The organism is Streptomyces sp. CA-135486, from assembly GCF_050936555.1.
Lineage (GTDB): Bacteria > Actinomycetota > Actinomycetes > Streptomycetales > Streptomycetaceae > Streptomyces.
On record NZ_JBNJMM010000001.1, the window covers coordinates 1,946,596 to 1,972,821 of the forward strand.

A 26,226-nucleotide genomic window follows, 5' to 3' on the forward strand; every position below is an offset into this window, starting at 1 on the left:
CACGGAGCCCGGCCAGCCATTCGGCCGAAGCACCTCCGAAACCGGAGACCTTCGTGCTCAGGGCCGCTCTCCGCGCTTGACCTGCGGCTTCGGCAGACGGAGGCGACGCATCTGGAGCGTACGCATCAGGCCGTAGGCGACCGCACCACGCTTGGGCTCGTTCGGGAAGCGCTCGTTCAGCTGCTTCTTCAGGCGGAACGCCAGGCCGATCGAGTCGACGACGATCATGACGATCACGCCGAGCCAGAGCAGCAGCGCGATGTTCTGCAGCGAGCCCACCCGGACCATGCTCAGGACCAGGATCACCACCGCGAGCGGCAGGAAGAACTCGGCGATGCAGAAGCGCGAGTCCACGAAGTCGCGCACGAAGCGGCGGACCGGTCCCTTGTCGCGGGCGGGCAGATACCGCTCGTCACCACTGGCGAGCGCCTCGCGCTGCCTGGCCATGTCCGAGCGGCGGGCCTCGCGCTGGCGCTTCGCGGCTTCCTTGCGGTCGACCGGCGTGCTGGAGGCACGGCGACGCTGGGTCTGTGCCTCACTGCGCTTCGGCGTGGGGCGACCCTTGGGCGCCTCGGGGTTGCGGGGCTGCTTGGAGAGGTCCAGCGGCACCTTGTCGGTGGGGGACTTCTCTTCTTTGGAACGGCTACCAAACACAAAGCCCAAGGGTACGGGGTGGAGCGCGGTGAACGGGGCGCCGCCCGGGAACGATCCCGCAACGCCGTGCGTCTGTAGAGGACAGAACCCGGCCGGAAGCCGGACACAGTGGACGTTGCCCGTGGTTTCCCTGACGGCCACCTACTCCTTGCGCCGGATCGGAGGCCGTGGTCAGTCGTCCTTGGGGATGAGCGCATCCGCGCTCGAACAGTGCGGTAATGGATGCAGGGCCCGTACTGTGGGTTCTGTTGGAGTGCTGAAGCTGAGTCCGTCAGAAGGGGGCGCGCGAAGCCCATGAGCGGTGTCATGAAGCGTATGGGGATGATCTTCCGCGCGAAGGCAAACAAGGCCCTTGACCGGGCCGAGGATCCGCGCGAAACCCTCGATTACTCGTACCAGAAGCAGCTGGAGCTGCTGCAGAAGGTGCGCCGCGGAGTCGCCGATGTGGCGACCTCCCGCAAGCGGCTCGAGCTGCAGCTGAACCAGCTGCAGGGACAGTCCTCCAAGCTGGAGGACCAGGGCCGCAAGGCGCTGGCGCTCGGCCGTGAGGACCTGGCGCGCGAGGCGCTGTCCCGCCGCGCCGCGCTCCAGCAGCAGGTCACCGACCTCGAAACACAGCACCAGACGCTGCAGGGCGAGGAGGAGAAGCTCACCCTCGCGGCCCAGCGGCTGCAGGCCAAGGTGGACGCCTTCCGTACGAAGAAGGAGACCATCAAGGCCACCTACACCGCGGCCCAGGCGCAGACCCGGATCGGCGAGGCCTTCTCCGGCATCTCCGAGGAGATGGGCGACGTCGGCCTGGCGATCCAGCGGGCCGAGGACAAGACCGCACAGCTGCAGGCCCGGGCCGGCGCGATCGACGAGCTGCTCGCCTCCGGCGCACTCGACGACCAGTCCGGGATGGCGAAGGACGACATCGCCGCCGAGCTGGACCGCATCTCCGGTGGTACAGATGTAGAGCTGGAGCTGCAGCGGATGAAGGCCGAGCTCGCCGGCGGCTCGACCTCGCAGCAGTCCATCGAAGGCGGCTCCGGCGGCCAGCAGGACTCGGCTGGGCAGCAGAACGCCCCGAAGTTCGACAAGCAGTGACAGGCAGCGACAAGCAGTAGGGACTCGTCATGATCGTTCGGATCATGGGGGAGGGTCAGCTGAGGCTGGCGGACAGCCACCTCACCGAGCTGAACAAGCTCGACGACGAGCTGCTGGCCGAGATGGAGAGCGGTGACGGGCCGGGCTTCCGCCGGACATTCCACGCGCTCCTGGAGAAGGTCCGGGAGCTCGGCGAGCCGCTTCCGGACGACTCCCTGGAGCCGTCCGAGCTGATTCTCCCTGCTCCGGACGCGACTCTCGAGGACGTACGGGCACTGCTCAGGGACGACGGCCTCATCCCCGGCTGACGTCCGCACTCGCACCGGGTTCACCTCCGCACTCCAACAGACACAACGCCCCGCCCCGGATGTTCCGGAGCGGGGCGTTCTGCCGTCTACTGCTGTGCTCACGCGTGTACGCGGCTCTCGCGGCACGCCGTACCGTTGCTCGATGTGACCTCACTCGCCACCGGGTTCGCCCGCACCCAGCGCTGGCTCCGCGCGTATCCGCCGGCGCTGGACGGCGCGCTCGCGGCGGCCGTGCTGATCTGCATGGTCGTCGGCTCCTTCGCGGACCCGAACGGGCCACACGGTCCGGAGTTCGGGAGCCGGACCCCGGAGCTGCGCAGTGTGGTGCTGATGGTGCTGGCGGCGGGCGCGCTCGTCTTCCGCCGCCGCAACCCCCTGGCGGTGCTCGTCCTCACCGGCGTGGTCTCCGTCGCCGAACTGGTCACCGGGGACCCGCCCGCCCCGGTCGCGATGAGCGCGGTGATCGCGCTCTATACGGTCGCCTCCCGCACCGACCGGCCCACCACCTGGCGGGTCGGCCTGCTCACCATGGCGGTGCTGACCGGTGCCGCGGTGTTCTTCGGCTCGGCTCCCTGGTACTCCCAGGAGAACCTCGGCATCTTCGCCTGGACCGGAATGGCGGCGGCCGCAGGCGATGCCGTACGCAGCCGTCGTGCCTTCGTCGACGCGATACGCGAGCGGGCCGAGCGCGCCGAGCGCACCCGTGAGGAGGAGGCCCGCCGCCGGGTCGCCGAGGAGCGGCTGCGGATCGCCCGCGATCTGCACGATGTGGTCGCGCACCACATCGCCCTGGTCAATGTGCAGGCGGGCGTGGCGGCCCATGTCATGGACAAGCGGCCCGACCAGGCAAAGGAAGCCCTCGCCCATGTGCGCGAGGCCAGCCGATCGGCCCTCAACGAACTGCGCGCCACGGTCGGCCTGCTGCGCCAGTCCGGCGACCCGGAGGCCCCGACCGAGCCGGCCCCGGGCCTCGAAGTCCTCGACGAGTTGGTCATCACCTTCCGGCAGGCAGGTCTGCCGGTCGAGGTGGCCCGCGCCGACGAGGGCATCAGGCTGCCGGCGGCCGTCGACCTCGCGGCCTACCGGATCATCCAGGAGGCGCTGACCAATGCGCAGAAGCACGCGGGCCACGATGCCAAGGCCGAGGTGAGCGTGATCCGGGTCGGCCCGACCCTGGAAGTGACCGTGCTGGACAACGGCGCGCAGCCAACGGGGCAGACGGCCGGCGGCGGCCACGGTCTGCTGGGCATGCGCGAGCGCGTCACCGCACTCGGCGGCACCCTCACCACGGGTCCCCGCTACGGCGGCGGCTTCCGCGTACAGGCGATACTGCCGCTCAAGACGCGTACGGGGGAGGACAGATGACGATCAGGGTGCTGCTTGCCGACGACCAGACGCTGCTGCGCAGCGCGTTCAGGGTGCTGGTGGACTCCGAGCCCGACATGGAGGTCGTCGCGGAGGCCGCGGACGGCGCCGAGGCGGTCGACCTCGCCCGCTCGGCCAAGGCCGATGTCGTCCTGATGGACATCCGTATGCCCGGTACGGACGGACTCGCCGCGACCCGCCTGATCAGCGCGGACCCCGAGCTGTCCCAGGTACGCGTCGTCATGCTGACCACCTTCGAGGTGGACGAGTACGTGGTGCAGTCGCTGCGGGCCGGGGCGTCGGGCTTTCTGGGCAAGGGCGCCGAACCGGACGAACTGCTGAACGCCATCCGTATAGCAGCCGCGGGTGAGGCGCTGCTCTCGCCGGTGGCGACCAAGGGCCTGATCGCCAAGTTCCTCGCGCAGGGCGGCACTTCGGACGACGGGCAGGACTCCAAGGCGTACTCCGAGCGGCTCGGCGCGCTCACCGGGCGCGAGCGCGAGGTCCTCGTCCTGGTCGCCGGTGGCCACTCCAACGACGAGATCGCCGAGCAGCTCGCGGTCAGCCCGCTGACCGTCAAGACCCATGTGAACCGCGCGATGGCGAAACTGGGCGCCCGGGACCGCGCCCAGCTGGTGGTCATCGCGTATGAATCGGGCCTGGTTCGTCCACGGGTGGAGTAGGTCCAAGGACGGAGTCCAAAGGATTGAGTATTGAGTAAGGGGCGCCCGCAATGGCGGGTGCCCCTTACCGCAGAACTACCGGCAGACGGACGCGCTACGGCAGCGCCAGCATCCGCTCCAGCGCCAGCTTCGCGAAGCTCTCCGTCTCCTTGTCGACCTGAATCCGGTTCACCAGATTCCCCTCCGCCAGCGACTCCAGCGCCCACACCAGGTGCGGCAGGTCGATGCGGTTCATGGTCGAGCAGAAGCAGACGGTCTTGTCGAGGAAGACGATCTCCTTGTCGGGGTGCGCGTTCGCGACCCGGCGGACCAGGTTGAGCTCGGTGCCGATGGCCCACTTGGAGCCGGCCGGGGCCGCCTCCAGCGTCTTGATGATGTACTCCGTCGAGCCGACGTAGTCCGCCGCGGACACGACCTCGTGCTTGCACTCCGGGTGGACGAGGACGTTCACGCCCGGGATCCGCTCGCGTACGTCGTTCACCGAGTCCAGCGAGAACCGACCGTGCACCGAGCAGTGACCGCGCCAGAGGATCATCTTCGCGTCGCGCAGCTGCTCGACGGTCAGCCCGCCGTTGGGCTTGTGCGGGTTGTAGAGCACGCAGTCGTCCAGGGACATGCCCATGTCGCGGACCGCGGTGTTCCGCCCGAGGTGCTGGTCCGGCAGGAAGAGCACCTTCTCGCCCTGCTCGAAAGCCCAGTCCAGCGCGCGCTTCGCGTTCGACGAGGTACAGATCGTCCCGCCGTGCTTGCCGGTGAAGGCCTTGATGTCCGCCGAGGAGTTCATGTACGAGACGGGCACGACCTGCTCGGCTATGCCGGCGTCGGTCAGCACGTCCCAGCACTCCGCGACCTGCTCGGCCGTCGCCATGTCGGCCATCGAGCAGCCCGCCGCCAGGTCCGGCAGCACGACCTTCTGGTCGTCGGAGGTGAGAATGTCGGCGGACTCCGCCATGAAGTGCACACCGCAGAACACGATGTACTCGGCCTCCGGCCGGGCCGCGGCGTCCTTGGCCAGCTTGAAGGAGTCGCCGGTGACGTCGGCGAACTGGATGACCTCGTCGCGCTGGTAGTGGTGGCCCAGGACGAAGACCTTGTCGCCGAGCTTCTCCTTGGCCGCGCGGGCGCGCTCCACCAGGTCCGGGTCGGACGGGGACGGCAGGTCGCCGGGGCACTCCACGCCGCGCTCGCTCCTGGGGTCGGCCTCACGGCCGAGCAGCAGCAGGGCGAGCGGCGTCGGCTGGACGTCGAGCTCAGGGCGGGCTTGGGCGGTGGTCACGTCACGCACCCTTTCTCTTCTGCAGAGGTACTTCTCGTCTATTTGACGCTATCTATCATAACTGCTTCACGTCACTTTGACGATGTCCATAGCGTCGATGTGACGCACCCCCCGTACGCCCCGCCGTACACCCGCCGTCCACAGCTCGGTCCTCTCCGAAGAGCGGGTGTGCGAGCATGAAGGGGAAAGTCAGCCCTCGGTCCGGAATGAATCCGCGGCCACGCCGGTTGCATTGTCGGCAAGCAGTCTCCGTACAACCCGGGAGAGAAGCAGATGTCCGTATCGGACGAGACCACCACCGTGAACGACGGCATCCTCCTGTCCGACGCCGCCGCGGCCAAGGTCAAGGCCCTGCTGGAGCAGGAAGGCCGGGAGGACCTGGCGCTGCGCGTCGCCGTTCAGCCCGGCGGCTGCTCCGGCCTGCGCTACCAGCTGTTCTTCGACGAGCGTTCGCTCGACGGCGATGTCGTCAAGGACTTCGGCGGCGTCACGGTCGTGACCGACCGGATGAGCGCCCCGTACCTGGGCGGCGCGTCGATCGACTTCGTGGACACGATCGAGAAGCAGGGCTTCACGATCGACAACCCGAACGCCACCGGGTCCTGCGCCTGCGGCGACTCCTTCAGCTAAGGCTCGAGGCAGGTACGACACGTACGAAGGCGGCGCCCCCGAGACCGGGGCCGCCGCCTTCGTACATGTGCTGTGTCAGTTCAGTGCCGTGTCAGTTCCGTGCTGTGTCAGGTCAGCGGGACGAGCTCCGCGGTACGGCCTGACCCGTCTCCGCGTCCACGACCTTCCGGTCGCCCAGCGGCTTGGCCAGCGTCACCTTCTCCGTCAGCTCCTTGGCGATGGCGATGCAGACCCGATCCGGGTCCGGGTTCGTCTCGGTGATCTTGACCTTCACGGTGTCTGCGCTCTCCGTCGCCGTCGCCGCGTAGTCGCTGCACACCCCGCCCCAGAACGTCACCGTCAGGGTCGGCCCGTCCGCGGTGTACGACTGGACGCGCCGGTCGGACGGCGTCGCGTGGTCTTTCCGCGGCTCGGTCGGCTTGACGTCCTGTGCCGGCGGCGTGGGCTCCTTCAGGAATTTCGGGGCCACCGCGGGCTGCGCGATGGTGAACGGCTGGGCGCCGCCCTTCGGCTCCACCTGGAAGAGCCACGACGGTACGAGTGCCTGCTGCCCGCCGACATACTGCGCGGCCAGTCCGAAGACCGCCTTGCCGATCGTCAGCTGTTCGGGACCGGTCGCCTTCTCCTTCGGCGTGCACGGGGCGTCGGGCTTCTGCTCGCCCTCCAGCGGCACGGGCGTGGCGCAGCCGCCGATACCGATCGGGCCGCTGCCCGTGGAGTCCTTGTTCAGCTGCTTCAGCGCCTCCTCGGCGGAGATCACCGGATACTCGTCGCTCTTGACGGGCTTCTTCAACTGCCCGCTGCCGCCGACCACTTGACCGTCCGCGCCGACCTGGATGCCGGTCGTCCAGCCGTACGTCGGCAGGCCGCCGACCACCGGATCGGCGTTCACCACCCGTGCCGAGCCCATCAGTTGGCGGGCGTCCAGCTTCGCGTCGCTCTGGCCGAGCGCCTTCAGCACGGGCGACGCGGCCTTCTTCGCGGCATCCTCGCTCACCGGCGCGGTGCGGGCCGTGCTCCCAGCCGTCGTCCCCAAGTCGGCACGGGACGGACAGACATCGACCTTCTTGCAGTTGTCGCCGCCCGGCGAAGCCCCGAACCTGGCGAACGTCCAGGTACCCGGCGCCTCCTTGTTGACCTGCAGCAGCGGGCCGGCGCCGTCCTTGTCCGCCCCGATCTTCCAGGCCTGGCCGGTCAGCCGCGGGGTGCCCGGCACCTCGAGCGCCTTCGCCAGCGCCGTCACCTCGGCCGCCGTGACGGCACCCTTCGCACGGTGGACGGCGGCCTTGTCCGGCCCGTCCGGCAGCTTGCCCGCGGCCCGGTAGACGACCCCGCCCGAGGGGTCGGGCTCACCCGGCGCGATGCCGCCGCGGCCCGAGCCCTCCCCGCGGTCGTCCAGGGCGAGCGGGGGCGGATTCGAGCCCTTGCCCGGCGCACCGCTCTTGGCCTCCGCGCCGTCGCTGTCGAAGCCGGCCGTCGCGAAATACGCGCCACCGCCACCCGCGATCAGCACCGCCGCCGCCACTGAGGCGACGACGAGCGGGGAACGCCGACTGCGGGGGGTGTCCGCGCTGTTGGGAGGTCGCTCCGTACTGCTCACCGCATCGCTCCTTGTCTCATGTCCCCGTTGTACGGGGACATGGATGTGACGGAGCGGGGGAGCGCACGGTTCCCTGATGCGCCCCCCGTCGGGCGGAACGTCGAGCGGAACTCAGTCGCCGTATTCGGCCATCGCGTCGAGAAGCCGGGCGGAAGAGGCCGGGACCACGACACCATGGATGCGGGACGGCGGCACGGGCGCGGGCACGGCCGCCGCGGGCACCACCCAGTGCGGAGCCATTCGTGCGCAGTCACCGCGCAGCTGGGCCAGACTGATCTCGGACTCTCGCGACTCACGGGGGGTGATGGGCTTCGTCATATCCGCACCGTACGCACGTGGGCGACCATGAAAAAGACCTACTATCGGGTAGTTTCCGCACTTCGCGAGGGGCCCTCGACCCGGTAGCGTGAACTGTCAAACCCACCCCGCCACAGGAGCGCATCGCCGTGCGAATCGCAGTCACCGGCTCCATCGCCACCGACCATCTCATGACCTTCCCCGGCCGCTTCGCCGACCAGTTGGTCGCGGACCAACTGCACACGGTCTCCCTCTCCTTCCTGGTCGACAACCTCGATGTGCGCCGGGGCGGTGTCGGCGCCAACATCTGCTTCGGCATGGGCCAACTCGGCAGCGGGCCGATCCTGGTCGGCGCGGCCGGATCCGACTTCGACGAGTACCGCGCGTGGCTGGACCGGCACGGCGTGGACACCGCGTCCGTACGCATCTCGGAGGTGCTGCACACCGCGCGCTTCGTCTGCACCACGGACGCCGACCACAACCAGATCGGCTCCTTCTACACCGGCGCCATGAGCGAGGCCCGCCTCATCGAGCTGAAGTCCGTCGCCGACCGGGTCGGCGGGCTCGACCTCGTCCTGATCGGCGCGGACGACCCCGAGGCGATGCTCCGCCACACCGAGGAGTGCCGCTCCCGCGCGATTCCCTTCGCGGCCGACTTCTCGCAGCAGATCGCGCGCATGAACGGCGACGAGATCCGGATACTGCTGGACGGGGCGACCTACCTCTTCTCGAACGAGTACGAGAAGGGGCTCATCGAGTCCAAGACGGGCTGGACGGACGCGGAGATCCTGGCGCGGGTCGGCCACCGGGTCACCACGCTCGGCTCGAACGGTGTCCGCATCGAGTGCGCCGGTCAGGAGCCGATCGAGGTCGGCGTGCCGGAGGAGGAGGCCAAGGTCGACCCGACGGGCGTCGGCGACGCGTTCCGCGCGGGCTTCCTGTCGGGCCTGTCGTGGGGCGTGAGCCTGGAGCGCGCGGCGCAGGTCGGCTGCATGCTGGCGACGCTGGTGATCGAGACGCTGGGCACGCAGGAGTACACGCTGCGGCGGGCGCACTTCATGGACCGCTTCACGAAGGCGTACGGCCACGACGCGTCGGCAGAAGTCCAGCGCCACCTGCACTGACACCGGGGCCCGGCCCCGGCCCCCCGCGCCCGAAGGGCGTTCGGGGGTCCGGGGGTCCGGGGCGGAGCCCATGGTTCGGGAGGCGGCGGGGAGGGGCACAAACCCGGCGCGGATGTCACACCACCCGCCGCACCATGTACGCCACACCCCCCGCCGCGCCCTCCTCCCCCACATACTCCTGCCCCCGCATCTCGCACCACGCCGGGATGTCCAGCCGCGCCGCCCCGTCGTCCGACAGCACCGTCACCGTGCCGCCGATCGGCACGTCCCCGATCACCTTCGCCAGCTCGATCACCGGGATCGGGCACCGCTTGCCGAGCGCGTCCACCACGAGTGACGCCGTCTGCCCGGTCCCGGCCGACGGGACAGGCGCGCCGAGGCGTTCCCGGACCGCCGACACCACACCCGGCAGGACCGACAGGAAGCCGTCCACGTCCTCCTCCGTCGTGCCGAGCGGCAGCGAGACCCGCACATTCCCCTCGCTCAGCACCCCCATCGCCCGCAGTACATGGCTCGGCGTGAGCGTGCTGCTCGTACACGAGGAGCCCGACGAGACCGAGAACCCCGCCCGGTCCAGCTCGTGCAGCACTGTCTCTCCGTCGACATAGAGACAGGAGAAGGTGACGAGATGGGGGAGTCGGCGCACCGGATCGCCCACCACCTCGATGTCCGGCACCAGCTCCGGCACCCGCGCGCGGATCCGGTCCACCAGGGCCCGCAGCCGTACCGCCTCGTCCGCCGCCTCCGCCCGTACCGCCCGCAGTGACGCCGCCGCCGCCACGATCGCCGGGATGTTCTCGAAGCCGGCCGACCGCCCCGACTCCCGCTCGTCGGCGGGGCCTTGGGCGGCGAACCGGACACCCTTGCGTACGGCGAGCAGCCCCACCCCGGCAGGCCCGCCCCACTTGTGCGCGCTCGCTGCGAGCAGCGACCAGTCACCGGCCACCGGCCCCCACCCGAGCGACTGCGCCGCGTCCACCAACAACGGCACCCCCGCCGCCGCGCACGCCTCGGCGACCTCCGCCACCGGCTGTTCCGTCCCCACCTCGTGGTTGGCCGACTGGAGACAGGCCAGCGCGGTGTCGTCCCGCAGGGCGGCGGTGTACGCGGCAGCCGACACCGCCCCGGCCCGGTTCACCGGCACCTCCGTCACCGTCGCCCCGTCGGCCGCCTCGTGCGTGCCCGCCGCATGCAGCACCGCCGAGTGTTCGACCGCGGACACCACCAGATGGCGCCCGACACGCCGACGCCCCGCGAGCACGCCGGAAATTCCGAGGTGAATCGCTCGCGTCCCCGAAGGAGTGAAGACGAGCTCGTCCGGACGGCAGCCCACGGCCTCCGCCGCAGCCTCCCGCGCGGCGTCCAGCAGCAGCCTGGCGCGCCGCCCCTCGCGGTAGAGCCGGGCGGGATCGGCCCAGCCTTCGTCGAGGGAGGCCTGCAGGGCCTGCCGGGCCACCGGGTGCAGGGGAGCGGAGGACGCGACATCGAAGTAGGGCACGCTGCAACGCTAACCCCGCCGAGTCAGCACGTCCGTGGAGCCCCGCGCTCCCCGGTGGAGGGTTCGCGGGCGGACCCCCCGCGCTCCCGGTGGCCGGGGCGCGGGCAGACCGCCGTACCTCTGTGCCGACTCCTCGGGAGGCGTAGGCCAGGGGTCGTCAGATGCCCACCGGAGGCCGGGATTCAGCGCCGATGACCAGGGCAGTCCATCCCTTCGGGGTGTCGGACGGCGCGTTGGGCACCCTCCCCGCGCGACCCCAAATAGCGTCCAGTAGGGTTTGGTCCGCATAAACATCCAAACCCCTGCCCGCGTCAGGGCCGGCGACCGACCAGCGAGACGGCCGCATCCCGTCGCGCGGGCCGAGACTCTCGGGAAGGCGCTACGTGAGTCCCAACGGCTCCGACCGCTCGTCGCGGCGCCCGATGCGGCGGAAGCTGCTCCAGGTGCTGACCGCGGGCGTTGTCCTGGCGACCGCCTCTGGTTGCACATACAAGGACTTTCCCCGCCTGGGAATGCCCACCCCGGTAACGGAGGAGGCTCCCCGGATCCTCTCCCTCTGGCAGGGCTCGTGGGCGGCAGCGCTCGTCACGGGCATCCTGGTATGGGGGCTGATCATCTGGAGTGTCATCTTCCACCGGCGCAGCCGCACCAAGGTGGAGGTACCTCCGCAGACCCGGTACAACATGCCCATCGAGGCCCTGTACACCGTGGTTCCGCTCATCATCGTTTCGGTGCTCTTCTACTTCACTGCGCGTGATGAGTCGAAGCTGCTGTCCCTCGCCGAAAAGCCCGCCCACACGGTCAACGTGGTCGGCTACCAGTGGAGCTGGGGCTTCAACTACGTCGAGGACGTGCCGGGCGTAAAGGGCGACGCCAAGACCGACGGAAACCTGGAAGCGATTCCGGACAGGTTCCGAGAGGACTTCCCGGCGAACGCGGGCGGCGTCTACGACGCAGGCATCCCCGGCACCGTCAACCCCCAGACCGGCAACCCGGGCCCGACGCTGTGGCTGCCCAAGGGCGAGAAGGTCCGGTTCGTCCTGACCTCTCGTGACGTCATCCACTCCTTCTGGGTTGTCCCCTTCCTGATGAAGCAGGACGTCATCCCCGGGCACACCAACTCGTTCGAGGTGACGCCCACCCAGGAGGGCACCTTCCTCGGCAAGTGCGCGGAGCTCTGCGGCGTCGACCACTCCCGGATGCTCTTCAACGTCAAGGTCGTCTCCCCGGAGCGCTACCAGCAGCACCTCGCGGAGCTGGCGAAGAAGGGGCAGACCGGCTACATCCCGGCCGGTATCGAGCAGACCGACCCGGCCCGGAACTCGGAGACGAACAAACTGTGAGCATCCTCAACGAACCTCAGGGTGCCGCCGAAGCAGCTGACGACTCGTACGCGAACGAGCTGCCGGTACGGCGCAAGCAGCCGGGAAGCGTGGTCGTGAAGTGGATGACCACCACTGACCACAAGACCATCGGCACGATGTACCTGGTCACGTCGTTCGCGTTCTTCTGCATCGGCGGTCTGATGGCGCTCTTCATGCGCGCCGAGCTGGCCCGTCCCGGCACGCAGATCATGTCGAACGAGCAGTTCAACCAGGCGTTCACGATGCACGGCACGATCATGCTGCTGATGTTCGCGACGCCGCTGTTCGCCGGATTCGCGAACTGGATCATGCCGCTGCAGATCGGCGCGCCCGACGTGGCGTTCCCGCGGCTGAACATGTTCGCGTACTGGCTGTACCTCTTCGGCTCGCTCATCGCGGTGGCCGGCTTCATCACCCCGCAGGGTGCGGCCGACTTCGGCTGGTTCGCCTACTCCCCGCTGTCGGACGCGGTCCGTTCGCCGGGCGTCGGCGCGGACATGTGGATCATGGGTCTGGCCTTCTCCGGCTTCGGCACGATCCTCGGTTCGGTCAACTTCATCACCACGATCATCTGCATGCGCGCGCCCGGCATGACGATGTTCCGGATGCCGATCTTCACCTGGAACGTGCTGCTGACCGGTGTGCTGGTCCTGCTCGCCTTCCCGGTGCTGGCCGCCGCGCTCTTCGCGCTGGAGGCGGACCGCAAGTTCGGCGCCCATGTGTTCGACGCGGCCAACGGCGGCGCGTTGCTCTGGCAACACCTCTTCTGGTTCTTCGGCCATCCAGAGGTGTACATCATCGCCTTGCCGTTCTTCGGGATCGTCTCCGAGGTGATCCCCGTCTTCAGCCGCAAGCCGATGTTCGGTTACATCGGACTGGTGGGCGCGACCATCGCGATCGCCGGTCTGTCCGTGACGGTGTGGGCACACCACATGTACGTCACAGGCGGCGTGCTGTTGCCGTTCTTCTCCTTCATGACCTTCCTGATCGCGGTACCGACCGGTGTAAAGTTCTTCAACTGGATCGGCACCATGTGGAAGGGCTCGCTGTCCTTCGAGACTCCGATGCTCTGGACGATCGGCTTCCTGGTCACCTTCACCTTCGGTGGACTGACCGGCGTCATCCTGGCCTCGCCCCCGATGGACTTCCACGTCTCCGACTCGTACTTCGTCGTCGCCCACTTCCACTACGTCGTCTTCGGCACCGTGGTCTTCGCGATGTTCGCCGGCTTCCACTTCTGGTGGCCGAAGTTCACGGGCAAGATGCTGGACGAGCGGCTGGGCAAGATCACCTTCTGGACGCTGTTCATCGGCTTCCACGGCACGTTCCTGGTGCAGCACTGGCTGGGCGCCGAGGGCATGCCGCGTCGGTACGCGGACTACCTCGCCGCCGACGGCTTCACCGCGCTGAACACGATCTCCACGATCAGCTCGTTCGTGCTCGGTCTGTCGATCCTGCCGTTCCTCTACAACGTCTGGAAGACGGCCAAGTACGGCAAGAAGATCGAGGTCGACGACCCGTGGGGCTACGGCCGTTCGCTCGAATGGGCGACGTCCTGCCCGCCGCCGCGGCACAACTTCATCACTCTGCCCCGGATCCGCAGCGAATCCCCGGCGTTCGATCTGCACCACCCGGAGATCGCGGCCCTCGAGCACGTCGGTCACGGCGCCGGCGTCATCGCTGGTGAGAAGGAGGCGGGCAAGTGAGGATCCAGGGCAAGATGTTCCTCTGGCTGAGCTTCTTCATTCTCGCCATGGCGATCGTCTATGGCGTGTGGTCGAAGGAGCCTGCCGGTACCACCGCGCTCTTCCTCGGCTTCGGCCTGAGCATCATGATCGGCTACTACCTGGCCTTCACGGCCCGGCGAGTGGACGCCATGGCGCAGGACAACAAGGACGCCGACGTGGCGGACGAGGCCGGCGAGGTGGGGTTCTTTTCCCCGCACAGCTGGCAGCCGCTCTCCCTGGCCGTGGGCGGTGCCCTGGCCTTCATGGGCGTCGTCTTCGGCTGGTGGCTGCTGTACTTCTCGCTCCCGGTCATCCTCGTCGGTCTGTTCGGCTGGGTATTCGAGTACTACCGCGGCGAGAACCAGAACCAGTAGTTCCGGCTGAGGGTCCGGGGGTTGCCCCCCGTATCAACACAGCGCCGCGTCAAGCGACACACGGCAGGGCCCGGATCCCTTCACTCGTGAGGGGGATCCGGGCCCCTCCGTTTGGCCTCACCCAGCGCGCCGCCGTCAACTGGTCTTCATAGCGTGTGCTTATGAACCACACGCCGCGCATACGCACCGTCCTCACCTGCACCTTGCTGGTCGTGTCCTTCGGCGCGGCCGCGGCTGCGTGCTCGGACTCCGACAGCAACCCGCTCGCCGCGAAGCCGTTCGACGCGGCGGACCAGGTCTCCTTCAACACGCCCGACGACAGCACCAAGGTGGACCCCGACAAGCCGCTCGAGGTCGTCGCCACGGGCGACGACGGCCGGATCACCGATGTGACGGTCACCGACGACTCGGGACACCACCTGGCCGGCGAACTCGACGCCGAGGGCGCCCGCTGGCGCTCCACCGCACCGCTGTCCGCCGGTGTGAAGTACACCGTCAAGGTCTCCACGGAGGACGAGGACGGCTCCCCGGGCGTCCGTACGCTGACCTTCGAGACCTCCCCCGCCAAGCGGCTCCTGACGGTCAACCTCGGCCCCAAGGCGGGCACGTACGGCGTCGGCCAGCCCATCACCGCGGAGCTCAGCCTCCCGGTCAAGGACAAGGCGGCCAGGGCCGTCGTGGAACGCGCCCTCAAGGTGGAGTCCAGCCCCTCCGTGGAGGGCGCCTGGTACTGGGTGGACGACAAGAAACTGCACTACCGCCCGAAGGAGTACTGGCCCACCGGCGCGACCCTGAGGGCCACCAGCAACCTCCAGGGCGTCAAGGTCTCCGACAAGCTCTACGGCGGCCCCTCGAAGGAGCTGAAAATCACCATCGGGGACCGCATCGAGGCCATCACCGACGCGGGCGCGCACCAGATGACGGTCAAGCGCAACGGAGAAGTGATCAACACCATTCCGGTGACCACCGGCAAGCCCGGATTCTCCACCCGCAACGGAATCAAGGTCGTGCTCGGCAAGGAGTACTTCGTACGGATGCGCGGTACCAGCATCGGGATAGCGGCGGGCAGCTCGGAGTCGTACGACCTGCCCGTGTATTACGCGACGCGGGTCACCTGGAGCGGTGAGTACGTCCACGCCGCGCCCTGGTCCGTCGGCTCGCAGGGGTACGCGAACGTCAGCCACGGCTGCACCGGGATGTCCACCGGCAACGCCGCATGGTTCTTCGAGACCGTCCGTGAGGGCGACATAGTCAAGGTCATCAACAGCCTGGGCGCCGAGATGGACCCGTTCGGCAACGGCTTCGGCGACTGGAACGTGTCCTGGGACAGGTGGCGCGGTGGCAGTGCCCTGGTGGCCGACACCAGGGACGGCAGCAGCTCCGTGGACGAGGCGCGGCTGCGTCCCGAGGTCTGACGGCCCGGGCCCGGCTCGGGCCGGTCCGGGGCCGTCTCGGGCAGGGCTCAAAGAACCTCAGGAAGGGGCCCGGGAGGGCGGCCCGGCCTCAGGAGTTGATGGCCGGCCGGGCGCGCAGCAGGCCCGCCAGCGCGTCGGCGAACTCCACCGGATCGACCGGGAGCGTCACCGCGGCCTCGGCACGGCTCCAGGTGGCCAGCCAGGCGTCCTGCGGGCGGCCGATCAGCAGCAGCACCGGCGGGCAGTTGAAGATCTCGTCCTTGATCTGCCGGCACACGCCCATGCCGCCCGCGGGAACCGTCTCGCCGTCCAGGACGCACGCGTCGATGCCGCCCCCGTCCAGCCGCTTCAGGACCGCGGGGAGGGTGGCGCATTCGACGAACTCGACCGGGGGAACATCGGGCGCCGGCCTGCGTCCAGCGGCCAGCCGCACCTGCTCGCGAGTGTGGGCGTTGTCGCTGTAGACCAGGACCGTGGCGCTCGACTGCATTGTTCCTCCGAATCGACGGCGGCACTGCATCAGGAACCGATGCGCGGATGCTACTCCGTCCCACTCCTTGTCAACAGCGCTTCGGACACTGCTTCGATGGGCCGTTCGGGCTGGACACAGCCTACTGACACACCGAACGGCACCCCCCGGAGTGAGGGCGGGATAAGCGACCGACATAATGTCGGTCGTGGCGACAGCAACGACAGTAGAAACCGGGCACGCGCACCCGTCGGTCAATCGACCGAACCTCACCAGCGTCGGAACCATCATCTGGCTGAGTTCCGAGCTGATGTTCTTCGCGGCCCTCTTCGCGATGTACTTCACCCTGCGATCGGTGACGGGCGCCGAGCACTGGAAGGAAATGGCTTCGGCCCTGAACTTCCCGTTCTCGGCGACGAACACCACGATCCTGGTGCTCTCCTCCCTCACCTGCCAGCTCGGCGTATTCGCCGCGGAGCGGGGCGATGTGAAGAAGCTCCGCGCCTGGTTCGTGATCACCTTCGTGATGGGTGCGATCTTCATCGGCGGTCAGGTCTTCGAGTACACCGAGCTGGTCAAGAAGGACGGCCTCTCGCTGTCCTCGGACCCGTACGGCTCGGTGTTCTACCTGACCACCGGCTTCCACGGCCTGCACGTGACGGGCGGCCTCATCGCCTTCCTGCTGGTACTCGGCAGGACGTACGCGGCCAGAAGGTTCACCCACGAGCAGGCAACCGCCGCCATCGTCGTGTCCTACTACTGGCACTTCGTCGATGTCGTCTGGATCGGCCTCTTCGCCACGATCTACATGATCAAGTAGTCGGGCCCGGCCCGACACACATCCAGCAAGCATCGACGCAGAAGATCCTGACACCGGGGTAATCCGTGAAAAAGCTCTCCGCACGACGACGCCATCCGTTGGCGGCGGTCGTCGTCCTACTCCTCGCGCTGGCGGCCACTGGGGGGCTGTACGCCGCGTTCGCACCCGCGGACAAGGCGCAGGCCGATGAAACCGCCCAGTCCCTCGCCATCCAGGAGGGCAAGAAGCTCTACACCGTCGGCTGCGCCAGCTGCCACGGAACCGGCGGTCAGGGAACCTCTGACGGCCCGAGCCTGGTCGGCGTGGGCTCCGCCGCAGTCGACTTCCAGGTCGGCACGGGCCGGATGCCGGCCCAGCAGCCCGGCGCCCAGGTGCCGAAGAAGAAGGTCATCTACTCGCAGAGTGAGATCGACCAGCTCGCGGCGTACATCGCCTCCCTCGGCGCCGGCCCCATCGCGCCGACCGAGAAGCAGTACAGCCCCGAGGGTGCCGACATCGCCAAGGGTGGCGACCTGTTCCGCACCAACTGCGCCGAGTGCCACAACTTCACGGGTGAGGGCGGTGCGCTGACGGACGGCAAGTACGCCCCGAACCTCGAGGACGTGGAGCCCAAGCATGTCTACGAGGCCATGCAGACCGGCCCGCAGAACATGCCCTCCTTCCCCGACACGACGATGCCTGAGCAGCAGAAGCGGGACATCATCGCGTACCTCCAGACCGTGAACAGTGCGGAGGCCGAGAGCCCCGGTGGTCTCAAGCTGGGCGGCCTCGGCCCCGTGGTCGAGGGTCTGTTCGGCTGGGTCTTCGGGCTGGGTTCACTGATCGCAGTTGCCGTCTGGGTCGCGGCCCACACCGCTAAGGCCAAGAAGTCATGAGTAGCCAAGAGATTCCAGAAGAGAACCTGCCCGTTGAGCAGGGCACCGCGCACGGCACGGTAGAGACTGCCGAAGACCCGTTCGCCGACCCGGGGCTGCCGGCCCACAAGCCGCGCATCCAGGACATCGACGAGCGGGCCGCCAAGCGCTCCGAGCGCGTGGTCGCCTTCCTGTTCACGCTGTCGATGCTGGCCACGATCGCCTTCATCGCCTCGTACGTCACCTTCCCGGTCGACAAGATCGTGTTCATCTGGCCGATCGGCCATGTGAGCGCGCTCAACTTCTCGCTGGGCATGACGCTCGGCGTCGCCCTCTTCTGCATCGGCGCGGGCGCGGTCCACTGGGCCCGCACCCTGATGTCCGATGTGGAGATCGCCGACGAGCGCCACCCCATCGCGGCCCCCGCCGAGGTCAAGGCCAAGGTGCTGGCGGACTTCGCGGCGGGCGCCGAGGAGTCCGCGATCGGCCGGCGCAAGCTGATCCGCACCACCCTGTTCGGCGCGCTGGCCATGGTGCCGCTCGCCGGTGTGGTGCTGCTGCGCGACCTGGGACCGCTGCCCGAGAAGAAGCTCCGGAGCACTCTGTGGGCCAAGGGCAAGCAGCTCATCAACATGAACACCAATGAGCCGCTGCGTCCCGAGGACGTCATCGTGGGTTCGCTGACCTTCGCCAAGCCCGAGGGCCTGGAGGAGGACGCGCACGATTTCCAGAAGGAGATCGCCAAGGCGGCCCTGATGATCGTCCGGCTCCAGCCGGAGGACATCAAGGACAAGCGCGAGCTCGAGTGGTCGCACGAGGGCATCGTGGCGTACTCGAAGATCTGCACCCACGTCGGCTGCCCGATCAGCCTGTACGAGCAGCAGACGCATCACGTGCTCTGCCCCTGCCACCAGTCAACCTTCGACCTCTCCGACGGCGCCCGCGTCATCTTCGGCCCGGCCGGTCACCCGCTTCCGCAGCTGCGGATCGGCGTGAACGCTGAGGGCAACCTTGAGGCGCTCGGCGACTTCGAAGAGCCCGTCGGTCCGTCCTTCTGGGAGCGCGGATGAGTACTACAGAGACGAACCGCAAGGCACCCGCGGGCGAGCGGGTCGCCGACTGGGCGGACGGACGGCTGGGGATCTATTCCCTCGCCAAGTCCAATATGCGGAAGATCTTCCCGGACCACTGGTCCTTCATGCTGGGTGAGATCTGCCTCTACAGCTTCATCATCATCATCCTCACGGGTGTGTATCTGACGCTGTTCTTCCACCCGAGCATGAACGAAGTCGTGTACGAGGGCTCGTACGTCCCGATGCAGGGCATCCGGATGTCCGAGGCGTACTCCTCGACGCTGAACATCAGTTTCGACGTCCGCGGCGGCCTGCTCATCCGGCAGATCCACCACTGGGCGGCGCTGATCTTCGTCGCGGGCATGATCGTGCACATGATGCGCGTCTTCTTCACGGGCGCCTTCCGCAAGCCGCGCGAGGTCAACTGGGTCTTCGGCTTCCTGCTGCTGGTGCTCGGCATGTTCACCGGCTTCACCGGCTACTCGCTCCCCGACGACCTGCTCTCCGGTACGGGTGTCCGGTTCATGGAGGGCGCGATCCTGTCCATGCCGATCGTCGGCACGTACATGTCGTTCTTCCTCTTCGGCGGGGAGTTCCCCGGCGGGGACTTCGTGAGCCGGTTCTACTCGATCCACGTTCTGCTGCTGCCGGGCATCATGATGGGCCTGCTGGTGGGCCATCTGATCCTGGTCTTCTACCACAAGCACACGCAGTTCGCGGGCCCCGGCCGGACGAACAAGAACGTCGTCGGCATGCCGCTGCTGCCGGTCTACATGGCCAAGGCCGGAGGCTTCTTCTTCCTGGTCTTCGGTGTGATCGCGGCCGTCGCCGCGATCGCCTCGATCAACCCGATCTGGGCGCTCGGTCCGTACCGTCCGGACCAGGTGTCCACCGGCGCTCAGCCGGACTGGTACATGGGCTTCTCCGAGGGTCTGATCCGGGCCATGCCCGGCTGGGAGATCAACTTCGCGGGCCACACGCTCGCCCTGGGCGTCTTCATCCCGCTGATGATCTTCCCGCTGGTCCTGGCCACGATCGCGGTCTACCCGTTCGTCGAGTCCTGGGTCACCGGGGACAAGCGGGAGCACCACATCCTGGACCGCCCGCGCAACGCCCCGACCCGTACGGCCTTCGGTGTTGCATGGCTGACCTGGTACGTCGTCCTGCTGATCGCAGGTGGAAACGACCTGTTCGCCGTCTTCTTCCATCTGTCGATCAACAGCATCACCTGGTTCGCCCGGATCGGCTTCTTCGTCGGACCGGTCGTCGCCTTCGTCATCACCAAGCGGATCTGCCTGGGTCTGCAGCGTCGCGACAGGGAGAAGGTGCTGCACGGACGCGAGTCCGGCATCATCAAGCGCCTGCCGCACGGTGAGTTCGTCGAGGTCCACGAGCCGCTCAACCAGGAGCAGGTGTACACGCTGACGGCGCACGAGCAGCCGAGGCCCCTGGAGATCGGCCCGACGGTCGACGAGAACGGTGTCGAGCGCAAGGTCCCCGTCACCCAGAAGCTCAGGGCGAGGCTCAGCAAGTCGTTCTACGGCGAGGGGACCCACATTCCCAAGCCGACGCCCGATGAGTACAAGGAGATCACGAGCGGCCACGGCCACCACTGATCCCAGCTGACCGCGCGCAGCGGTCGCCACAGCTGGAGCCCCGTCCATTCACCGGACGGGGCTCTTTGCTGTCCCCGGGGCTGGATAGGGTGGGGAGCATCCCTGTTCGGCTGTGGACCCTGGAGTGGACCATGAACGTTGTGACCCGTGGCGGCGGCGACAGCGTGGCGGACCTCTCCTGGCCCGCCGTGCTGAACGCGCTCCTGGAGAACCACGACCAGAGCGCCGACGCCACGGCGTGGGCGATGGACCGCATCCTCAGCGGCGAGGCGACGAACGCGCAGATCGCGGGCTTCGCGGTGGCCCTGCGGGCCAAGGGCGAGACCGTCGAGGAGATCTCCGGTCTCGTACGGACCATGTACGCGCACGCGAATCTGATCGAGGTGCCCGGGCCCAGCGTCGACATCGTCGGCACCGGCGGCGACGGCGCCAGAACCGTGAACATCTCCACGATGTCCGCGATCGTCGTCGCGGGGACGGGCGCGAAGGTCGTCAAGCACGGCAATCGTGCCGCGTCGTCGGCGAGCGGCGCATCGGACGTACTGGAGAAGCTGGGCGTCAATCTCGAACTCACCCCGCAGCGGGTCGTCGAGGTCGCGGACGAGGCGGGGATCACCTTCTGCTTCGCCGTGAAGTTCCACCCGGCGCTGCGGCATGTGGCGGCCGCCCGCAAGGAGCTGGGCATCCGCACCACGTTCAACTTCCTTGGCCCGCTGACCAATCCGGCGAAGGTGAAGGCTCAGGCCACCGGGGTCGCGGACGCGCGCATGGCGCCGATCCTGGCCGGTGTGCTGGCCGAGCGCGGCTCCTCGGCACTGGTCTTCCGCGGTGACGACGGTCTGGACGAGCTGACGACGACGGCGACGTCGCGGGTGTGGGTGGTACGGGACGGCGCGGTGCGCGAGGAGGCTTTCGATCCGCGGGACATCGGCATCGACCTGGTGCCGGTGGAGGCGCTGCGGGGCGCCGACGCCTCGTACAACGCGGATGTCGCGCGCCGGCTGCTGGGCGGTGAGACCGGGCCGGTACGGGACGCGGTGCTGCTGAACTCGGCGGCGGCTCTGGCGGCGCTGGAGCCGACGGACGGCACGCTGAACGAGCAGCTTGCGGCGGGCATGGCCAGGGCCGCCCAGTCGATCGACTCGGGTGCGGCCAGGGCGGCGCTCGAACGCTGGGTGGCAGTCAGTAACACCTGAGGTCTGTGTGGCGTGAGGCAAGGCGTGGTGCTGATTCCCGTCTCAGGAACTGGACCTCGCCTTGCACGCCGCGAGTCGTATGGCAGGATGCTCTTCAAGGTCATGAGTGACAGCGATTAAGGCCCCGGCTCGCTGTCCGGCAACCCTCCGTCCGTGGCGGGGTGCCCCGGGTGAAGACCAGGCCGTGGGCAGCGAGGTCTGCGGCAAGCGCGGACCCCTGCACACCCTGGGGTCCTGGTCCTCAAGGGAGCAGTCTCGTGAGCAAGCGAATGCGGTAGGGCTTCTCGCCCCGACTTCAGTACGCCTCCGTACGGCCGGTTGCCGTGCGATCGAGGCAACCCCCGTGTGCCGAGCGGCCGTTGAGCGCCGATGCGCGGGTTCACGAAGCCTCCCCCTGACTCCGTCGGGGGACCCCCAGCCTTGTCCTGCCAGGAGATACCGCCATGTCCGCACGCCCGAACGCCGTTGCCTCCGCCTCCGCTTCCTCCGTAGCCTCTGCTGCTTCCGACTCCGCCGACCCCGCCTGCGCGGCGCCGCTGCCGGTCCTCGGCCGCGATGTGACGGTCCCGCTCGTGACCGGCGGTGAGGTCACCTACGCCGCCCTCGACTACGCCGCGAGCGCGCCGGCGCTGCAGCGGGTGTGGGACGACGTGGCCGCGTACGCGCCGTACTACGGCAGCGTGCACCGGGGTGCCGGGTACCTCTCGCAGCTGTCCACCGACCTCTTCGAGAACAGCCGGGTCACGGTCGCCGAGTTCCTCGACTGCCGGCCCGGCGACCAGGTGGTCTTCACCCGCTCGACCACGGACTCCCTCAACCTGCTGGCCCAGGCCGTGCCCGCCGACTGCCAGGTCTTCGTCTTCGAGACCGAGCACCACGCCTCGCTGCTGCCCTGGCGGGACGCGCGGGTGACGTACCTGAACGCGCCGCGCACGCCGGAGGACGCCGTCGCCACGCTGGAGCGCGCGCTCGCCGACCGTGACCCTTATGGCCCCGCGCTGGTCTGCGTGACCGGTGCGTCCAATGTGACGGGTGAGCTGTGGCCGGTGAAGGAGCTGGCGGCCGTCGCGCATGCGCACGGCGCGCGGATCGTGCTGGACGCGGCTCAGCTGGCGCCGCACCACCCGGTCTCCGTGCAGGACCTGGACGTCGACTGGATCGCCTTCTCCGGGCACAAGCTGTACGCACCCTTCGGCTCGGGCGTGCTCGCGGGCCGCTCGGACTGGCTGCAGGACGCGGAGCCGTACCTGGCGGGCGGCGGCGCCTCGCGGAAGGTGGCGCGGCGCACGGACGGCGGTGTGGACGTCGAGTGGCACACCACGGCCGCGCGTCATGAGGCAGGATCGCCGAACGTGATCGGCGTCTACTCCATCGCGTCCGCCTGCAAGGCGCTGGTCGAGGCGGGCTTCGAGTCGCTTGTCGAGCGCGAGCAGCACCTGATCACGAAGGTGCGGGAGGGGCTTGCGGAGGTCCCCGAGGTGAAGGTCCTCTCCCTCTTCGGCGACGACGCACCGAGGGTCGGCGTCATCTCCTTCGTGGTGGAGGGCTGGAACAGCTCGCACTTCGCGGCGGCGCTCTCGGCGGAGTACGGGATCGGCGTCCGGGACGGTCTGTTCTGCGCCCACCCGCTGGTGCGCACGCTGCTCGGCAGCGACCCGCAGGACCCGGGCGAGTGCGGCGCGCCGGAGGCCGAGCCGGGTGAGCGCTCGCTGAACGCGATCAGGGTCAGCTTCGGTGCGGGGACGCCGGACGAGCACGTGGAGCGTTTTGTGGGGGCGGTGAAGGAGCTGGTGCGGGACGGCGCGAAGTGGACCTACCACACGGAGGACGGCCGCTGCGTGCCGGCCGTCTGACCCGGGCCGCTGCCCCTGAACGAGCCCGCGCCCTTGTGGCGCGGGCTTGTTGCCTTACGCGTCCAGTCCGATGGCGAAGGCCGCCTCCAGGTCGTGCTGGGAGTAGGTACGGAACGCCACATGCGTGTCCGTCGCCTCCACGCCCTGGATCTTGCTGATCCGGCCGGGAATGACGTCGGCGAGGTCGTCGTGCTTCGCGACCCGCACCATGGCGATCAGGTCGTAGGTGCCGGTGACGGAGAAGACCTCGCTGACGCTGTCCAGCGCGGCGATCGACTCGGCGATCTCAGGGATGCGGTCCACGCTGGTCTTGATGAGCACGATCGCGGTGATCACGGCTGGCTTTCTCCCTCGGTGGCCGCTGCTTGGGCCTCAAGCCTACTGGGGGTCCCGGGGCCGCCCGGCGTCAGCCTCCTGTCTCACTGCCCTCGGGAATCGCCGCGGCCGTACGCCGGAATCGCCCCCAGGCGTAGAGGAACCCGATCCCGAACCCCACCAGATGCGTCAGATACGCCACCCCCGGACCGCTGCCGGCCCCTCGTGCCGCCAGCCCCTGCAGTACGAACCAGAAGATCAGCACGATCCATGCGGGGAAGCGCAGCGGCAGGAAGAAGAGGAACGGGAAGAGACTGGTGACCCGGGCCTTCGGGAAGAGGTACAGGAACGCCCCGAGCACGCCCGAGATCGCCCCGGACGCTCCCACCAGGGTCTGCTCGGAGTCGGCGTTGGCCGCCGCGTAGGCGAGCAGCGCAAGGTAGCCGCAGCCCAGATAGAACAGGGCGAACTCCAGCTGCCCCATGCGCTCCTCGGCCATCGCCCCGAAGACGTAGAGGAAGAGCATGTTGCCCAGCAGATGCAGCCAACTGCCGTGGACGAAGAGAGCGGTGAGGGGAGTGAGGAGGGCGTCGGGAGAGCTGTTCAGCAGCTCGGCGGGGATCACGCCCCAGCGCTGGAAGTACAGACTCTGCGCGGTCAGCAGCGCGTCACCGGTGCCGTACACCGGGTTGACGCCCGAGACCGGGCTGATCACGAACACCGCACAGCAGACGGCGATCACTGCGTACGTCACCGCGGGTCCGGTGAGCGCGCCCCGCAGGACCGCGCTCCGGAGGCCCGCGCCCCGCCAACCGATCATGGACAGAGCATGGCGTAGTGGGACTGAACGGTACAGGGTGCCTCGCCGCGGCACGGGGTACCGGCAAGGCCGTAGGGTTACGGGCAGTACACCCGCAGTTCGACGGCGCACAGCGGCACCCGCACCCGCATCATGAAAGAGGACGGCTCGATGACGACGGTTCCCCTGCCGACCGCCAAGACCCGCTGGCGCTGCACGCTCTGCGGCAACCTCACCCGCTTCGACGTCACGCGCTCCTCGAAGGTCGTCGAGTACGTCCATCTGGACCTGGCCGGAGAGCCGACGGTCGAGGAGCGCGAGGTGGTCAGTGAGACCATCGAGTCGGTGCGCTGCCGTTGGTGCAACGCGGTGGACCAGATCGAGCTGGTGGACAGGCCGGGCGCCGGCTCCTGAGGGAGCGGCCCGAACGGGTAGTGGGGTGACGGATCGTGGAGCAGCCTGCACACGGCGCTGAGCCGGCCGATGCGGCCGGTGACGCCGCCGAGGCGCTCGACCGCCCGCTGCCGGAGGGCGTACGGCGCCGGGTGGTGGCGCTGGTCTCGGATGCGTTCGGCGGCCTGACGGTCTCCGAACTTCCGGCCCAGCTGCGGCAGTACGCCCGATTCACCCCGACTCGTCGGGCCAAGTTCGCGGGCAACGCGATGGCCGCGGCCCTGGAGAGCGACCCGGTCTTCCGGCAGCGCATCGCCGAGCGGCTCGGCCAGGCCCAGCCGGAGCTGTCCGCTGCGCTGGAGGCCGGTTCGCCGCCCGCGGCCGCCGATCCCGTCGATGTCGCGGCTGCCGCCTATGTGCTGCGTCCCACCGGATGGGTGAAACTCGTCGCCGCCGCGGGCGAGGAGGCCCAGCGGGCGGACGCCGAGCGCGCCGACGAGGCCGGGCGGCGCGAGCTGGAGCGGCTGCGCGAGGAGCTGACCGAGGCCCGCGGGCAGACCAAGAGCGAGACCGAGCGGCTGCGCACGGAGCTGGAGGCGGCTCGCAAGGAAGCCGAGTCGCTGCGCCGCAAGCTGCGCAGCGCCCAGAGCGATGTGAAGCGCGGCGAGGCCGCCCTGCGCCGTACGCACGCCGAGATCGACACGATCAGATCGGAGGCTGCCGCCCAGGTGTCGGCCGCCGAGAGCGAGACCCGTCGGCTCAAGGCTCGCCTCGGCGAGGCGGAGGCCGCCGTGGAGGCGAGCCGCCGGGCCGCCCGCGAGGGCCGCTCGATCGAGGACATGCGGCTGCGGCTGCTGCTGGACACGGTGCTGGACGCGGCCCAGGGGCTGCGCCGTGAGCTGGCCCTGCCGCCCGCCGCCCTCCATCCCGCCGACACGGTCGACGCGGTCGAGCCCGGCCGGATGTCACCCAAGGACATCGCGGCCCGCGCGCTTTCGGAGACCGATCCGGCGCTGCTCGACCAGCTGCTCGCGCTGCCGCAGGCGCATCTGGTCGTGGACGGCTACAACGTCACCAAGACCGGCTATCCGACGATGCCGTTGGAGAAGCAGCGGCTGCGGCTGCTGGGCGGACTCTCGGTGCTCGCCGCGCAGACCGGCGCCGAGATCACCTGTGTCTTCGACGGAGCGGAGCTGGCGGCCCCGGTGCTGCTCGCGCCACCGCGTGGAGTGCGGGTGCTGTTCTCCAAGCCGGGTGTGACGGCGGACGAACTGATCCGTCAGCTCGTACGGGCGGAGCCGCCGGGCCGGCCGGTGGTGGTGGTGTCCACCGACCGCGAGGTCGCCGACGGAGTGGCGAAGGCGGGCGCCCGGCCCGTCGCGTCCGCCTTGTTGCTGAAGCGGCTTTCACGCATCTAAGTAACTCACGCACCCA

26 protein-coding genes and 1 riboswitch are annotated in these 26,226 nt (G+C 68.9%); of the genes, 18 read left to right on the plus strand and 8 right to left on the minus strand.

Features of this window, described 5'->3' with window-relative positions:
- Positions 1-57: 57 nt before the first annotated feature.
- Complete coding sequence (locus ACQEVG_RS08805; protein WP_432979511.1) at positions 58-654, minus strand: DUF3043 domain-containing protein; 597 nt, start codon at positions 652-654, stop codon at positions 58-60.
- 294 nt (positions 655-948) lie between these two features.
- Between ACQEVG_RS08805 and ACQEVG_RS08810 the strand changes: the two genes are divergently transcribed.
- The 4 genes from ACQEVG_RS08810 to ACQEVG_RS08825 all read left to right on the plus strand — a co-directional run bounded on the left by ACQEVG_RS08810 (position 949) and on the right by ACQEVG_RS08825 (position 4,099).
- Positions 949-1,743 carry a PspA/IM30 family protein gene (locus ACQEVG_RS08810; RefSeq protein WP_432979514.1) on the plus strand — a complete coding sequence of 265 codons (795 nt, stop codon included), beginning with the start codon at positions 949-951 and terminating at the stop codon, positions 1,741-1,743.
- Positions 1,744-1,772: 29 nt separating this feature from the next.
- Positions 1,773-2,051, plus strand: coding sequence for a PspA-associated protein PspAA (pspAA, locus tag ACQEVG_RS08815; RefSeq protein ID WP_432979517.1), 279 nt, complete (start codon positions 1,773-1,775; stop codon positions 2,049-2,051).
- Between the two features lie 144 nt (positions 2,052-2,195).
- Positions 2,196-3,416, plus strand: coding sequence for a sensor histidine kinase (locus ACQEVG_RS08820; RefSeq protein ID WP_432979520.1), 1,221 nt, complete (start codon positions 2,196-2,198; stop codon positions 3,414-3,416).
- The gene (locus ACQEVG_RS08825) at positions 3,413-4,099 is read left to right on the plus strand and encodes a response regulator transcription factor (protein ID WP_432979523.1); all 687 of its coding nucleotides are present in this window, start codon (positions 3,413-3,415) and stop codon (positions 4,097-4,099) included. The genes ACQEVG_RS08820 and ACQEVG_RS08825 overlap by 4 nt, the downstream gene beginning before the upstream one ends.
- Before the next feature lie 94 nt (positions 4,100-4,193).
- On the opposite strand, the gene nadA is transcribed toward ACQEVG_RS08825, so the two are convergent.
- Positions 4,194-5,384 (minus strand): quinolinate synthase NadA, encoded by a 1,191-nt coding sequence (gene nadA / locus ACQEVG_RS08830; RefSeq protein WP_432979526.1) that lies wholly within the window; start codon positions 5,382-5,384, stop codon positions 4,194-4,196.
- Positions 5,385-5,648: 264 nt separating this feature from the next.
- On the opposite strand from nadA, the gene ACQEVG_RS08835 reads away from it, so the two are divergent.
- Positions 5,649-6,005 carry an iron-sulfur cluster assembly accessory protein gene (locus ACQEVG_RS08835; protein ID WP_432979529.1) on the plus strand — a complete coding sequence of 119 codons (357 nt, stop codon included), beginning with the start codon at positions 5,649-5,651 and terminating at the stop codon, positions 6,003-6,005.
- A 112-nt stretch (positions 6,006-6,117) separates the two neighbouring features.
- Here ACQEVG_RS08835 and ACQEVG_RS08840 read toward each other — a convergent pair whose 3' ends face one another.
- Positions 6,118-7,605: a hypothetical protein gene (locus ACQEVG_RS08840; RefSeq protein ID WP_432979532.1), complete on the minus strand. Its 1,488-nt coding sequence runs from the start codon at positions 7,603-7,605 to the stop codon at positions 6,118-6,120.
- 111 nt (positions 7,606-7,716) lie between these two features.
- Positions 7,717-7,923: a hypothetical protein gene (locus tag ACQEVG_RS08845; protein ID WP_360866465.1), complete on the minus strand. Its 207-nt coding sequence runs from the start codon at positions 7,921-7,923 to the stop codon at positions 7,717-7,719.
- A gap of 128 nt (positions 7,924-8,051) precedes the next feature.
- On the opposite strand from ACQEVG_RS08845, the gene ACQEVG_RS08850 reads away from it, so the two are divergent.
- On the plus strand, positions 8,052-9,026 hold the full coding sequence (locus ACQEVG_RS08850; protein ID WP_432979535.1) for a carbohydrate kinase family protein: 975 nt from the start codon (positions 8,052-8,054) through the stop codon (positions 9,024-9,026).
- A gap of 115 nt (positions 9,027-9,141) precedes the next feature.
- Here the strand turns inward: ACQEVG_RS08850 and ACQEVG_RS08855 are convergent, their stop codons facing one another.
- A complete protein-coding gene (locus ACQEVG_RS08855; protein WP_432979538.1) occupies positions 9,142-10,524 on the minus strand; it encodes a cysteine desulfurase/sulfurtransferase TusA family protein in 1,383 nt (460 codons plus the stop codon).
- Between the two features lie 383 nt (positions 10,525-10,907).
- On the opposite strand from ACQEVG_RS08855, the gene ctaC reads away from it, so the two are divergent.
- From ctaC to ACQEVG_RS08875, 4 genes are all read left to right on the plus strand, one after another.
- Positions 10,908-11,867 carry an aa3-type cytochrome oxidase subunit II gene (gene ctaC / locus ACQEVG_RS08860; RefSeq protein ID WP_432979541.1) on the plus strand — a complete coding sequence of 320 codons (960 nt, stop codon included), beginning with the start codon at positions 10,908-10,910 and terminating at the stop codon, positions 11,865-11,867.
- Positions 11,864-13,594: an aa3-type cytochrome oxidase subunit I gene (ctaD, locus tag ACQEVG_RS08865; protein ID WP_432979544.1), complete on the plus strand. Its 1,731-nt coding sequence runs from the start codon at positions 11,864-11,866 to the stop codon at positions 13,592-13,594. Before ctaC ends, ctaD begins: the two co-directional genes overlap by 4 nt.
- Entirely contained in the window at positions 13,591-13,989 is a 399-nt protein-coding gene (locus ACQEVG_RS08870) for a cytochrome c oxidase subunit 4 (RefSeq protein WP_432979547.1), read from the plus strand. Before ctaD ends, ACQEVG_RS08870 begins: the two co-directional genes overlap by 4 nt.
- Before the next feature lie 161 nt (positions 13,990-14,150).
- Complete coding sequence (locus tag ACQEVG_RS08875) at positions 14,151-15,404, plus strand: Ig-like domain-containing protein (RefSeq protein WP_432979550.1); 1,254 nt, start codon at positions 14,151-14,153, stop codon at positions 15,402-15,404.
- An 88-nt stretch (positions 15,405-15,492) separates the two neighbouring features.
- Here ACQEVG_RS08875 and ACQEVG_RS08880 read toward each other — a convergent pair whose 3' ends face one another.
- Positions 15,493-15,894, minus strand: a complete 402-nt coding sequence (locus ACQEVG_RS08880; RefSeq protein ID WP_432979553.1) for a hypothetical protein — start codon at positions 15,892-15,894, stop codon at positions 15,493-15,495.
- Between the two features lie 178 nt (positions 15,895-16,072).
- Between ACQEVG_RS08880 and ctaE the strand changes: the two genes are divergently transcribed.
- From ctaE to ACQEVG_RS08910, 6 genes are all read left to right on the plus strand, one after another.
- The gene (gene ctaE / locus ACQEVG_RS08885; protein WP_360866443.1) at positions 16,073-16,693 is read left to right on the plus strand and encodes an aa3-type cytochrome oxidase subunit III; all 621 of its coding nucleotides are present in this window, start codon (positions 16,073-16,075) and stop codon (positions 16,691-16,693) included.
- A 65-nt stretch (positions 16,694-16,758) separates the two neighbouring features.
- Entirely contained in the window at positions 16,759-17,568 is an 810-nt protein-coding gene (gene qcrC / locus ACQEVG_RS08890; protein WP_432979558.1) for a cytochrome bc1 complex diheme cytochrome c subunit, read from the plus strand.
- A complete protein-coding gene (gene qcrA, locus ACQEVG_RS08895; RefSeq protein WP_432979561.1) occupies positions 17,565-18,617 on the plus strand; it encodes a cytochrome bc1 complex Rieske iron-sulfur subunit in 1,053 nt (350 codons plus the stop codon). The genes qcrC and qcrA overlap by 4 nt, the downstream gene beginning before the upstream one ends.
- Complete coding sequence (qcrB, locus tag ACQEVG_RS08900) at positions 18,614-20,236, plus strand: cytochrome bc1 complex cytochrome b subunit (protein WP_432979564.1); 1,623 nt, start codon at positions 18,614-18,616, stop codon at positions 20,234-20,236. Before qcrA ends, qcrB begins: the two co-directional genes overlap by 4 nt.
- Positions 20,237-20,367: 131 nt before the next feature.
- A complete protein-coding gene (gene trpD / locus ACQEVG_RS08905; RefSeq protein ID WP_432979567.1) occupies positions 20,368-21,432 on the plus strand; it encodes an anthranilate phosphoribosyltransferase in 1,065 nt (354 codons plus the stop codon).
- Between the two features lie 98 nt (positions 21,433-21,530).
- A riboswitch (SAM riboswitch) is annotated at positions 21,531-21,648 on the plus strand.
- 227 nt (positions 21,649-21,875) lie between these two features.
- Positions 21,876-23,285: an aminotransferase class V-fold PLP-dependent enzyme gene (locus ACQEVG_RS08910; RefSeq protein WP_432979570.1), complete on the plus strand. Its 1,410-nt coding sequence runs from the start codon at positions 21,876-21,878 to the stop codon at positions 23,283-23,285.
- Between the two features lie 54 nt (positions 23,286-23,339).
- On the opposite strand, the gene ACQEVG_RS08915 is transcribed toward ACQEVG_RS08910, so the two are convergent.
- Both ACQEVG_RS08915 and ACQEVG_RS08920 read right to left on the minus strand, forming a co-directional pair.
- A complete protein-coding gene (locus tag ACQEVG_RS08915) occupies positions 23,340-23,621 on the minus strand; it encodes an Lrp/AsnC family transcriptional regulator (protein WP_277325772.1) in 282 nt (93 codons plus the stop codon).
- 70 nt (positions 23,622-23,691) lie between these two features.
- Positions 23,692-24,420, minus strand: a complete 729-nt coding sequence (locus ACQEVG_RS08920) for a rhomboid family intramembrane serine protease (RefSeq protein WP_432979574.1) — start codon at positions 24,418-24,420, stop codon at positions 23,692-23,694.
- 150 nt (positions 24,421-24,570) lie between these two features.
- Here ACQEVG_RS08920 and ACQEVG_RS08925 point away from each other — a divergent pair, with 150 nt between their 5' ends.
- Both ACQEVG_RS08925 and ACQEVG_RS08930 read left to right on the plus strand, forming a co-directional pair.
- On the plus strand, positions 24,571-24,813 hold the full coding sequence (locus ACQEVG_RS08925) for a hypothetical protein (RefSeq protein WP_432979577.1): 243 nt from the start codon (positions 24,571-24,573) through the stop codon (positions 24,811-24,813).
- 35 nt (positions 24,814-24,848) lie between these two features.
- Positions 24,849-26,210 carry an NYN domain-containing protein gene (locus tag ACQEVG_RS08930; RefSeq protein ID WP_432979580.1) on the plus strand — a complete coding sequence of 454 codons (1,362 nt, stop codon included), beginning with the start codon at positions 24,849-24,851 and terminating at the stop codon, positions 26,208-26,210.
- Positions 26,211-26,226 lie beyond the last annotated feature (16 nt).

Coding starts and splice junctions, on each gene's coding strand:
- ACQEVG_RS08810 (WP_432979514.1), top strand. CDS start 949: ATGAGCGGTGTCATGAAGCGTATGGGGATGATCTTCCGCGCGAAGGCA.
- pspAA (WP_432979517.1), top strand. CDS start 1,773: ATGATCGTTCGGATCATGGGGGAGGGTCAGCTGAGGCTGGCGGACAGC.
- ACQEVG_RS08825 (WP_432979523.1), top strand. CDS start 3,413: ATGACGATCAGGGTGCTGCTTGCCGACGACCAGACGCTGCTGCGCAGC.
- ACQEVG_RS08835 (WP_432979529.1), top strand. CDS start 5,649: ATGTCCGTATCGGACGAGACCACCACCGTGAACGACGGCATCCTCCTG.
- ACQEVG_RS08845 (WP_360866465.1), bottom strand. CDS start 7,923: ATGACGAAGCCCATCACCCCCCGTGAGTCGCGAGAGTCCGAGATCAGT.
- ACQEVG_RS08875 (WP_432979550.1), top strand. CDS start 14,151: ATGAACCACACGCCGCGCATACGCACCGTCCTCACCTGCACCTTGCTG.
- ACQEVG_RS08880 (WP_432979553.1), bottom strand. CDS start 15,894: ATGCAGTCGAGCGCCACGGTCCTGGTCTACAGCGACAACGCCCACACT.
- ctaE (WP_360866443.1), top strand. CDS start 16,073: ATGTCGGTCGTGGCGACAGCAACGACAGTAGAAACCGGGCACGCGCAC.
- qcrA (WP_432979561.1), top strand. CDS start 17,565: ATGAGTAGCCAAGAGATTCCAGAAGAGAACCTGCCCGTTGAGCAGGGC.
- qcrB (WP_432979564.1), top strand. CDS start 18,614: ATGAGTACTACAGAGACGAACCGCAAGGCACCCGCGGGCGAGCGGGTC.
- trpD (WP_432979567.1), top strand. CDS start 20,368: ATGAACGTTGTGACCCGTGGCGGCGGCGACAGCGTGGCGGACCTCTCC.
- ACQEVG_RS08910 (WP_432979570.1), top strand. CDS start 21,876: ATGTCCGCACGCCCGAACGCCGTTGCCTCCGCCTCCGCTTCCTCCGTA.
- ACQEVG_RS08920 (WP_432979574.1), bottom strand. CDS start 24,420: ATGATCGGTTGGCGGGGCGCGGGCCTCCGGAGCGCGGTCCTGCGGGGC.
- ACQEVG_RS08925 (WP_432979577.1), top strand. CDS start 24,571: ATGACGACGGTTCCCCTGCCGACCGCCAAGACCCGCTGGCGCTGCACG.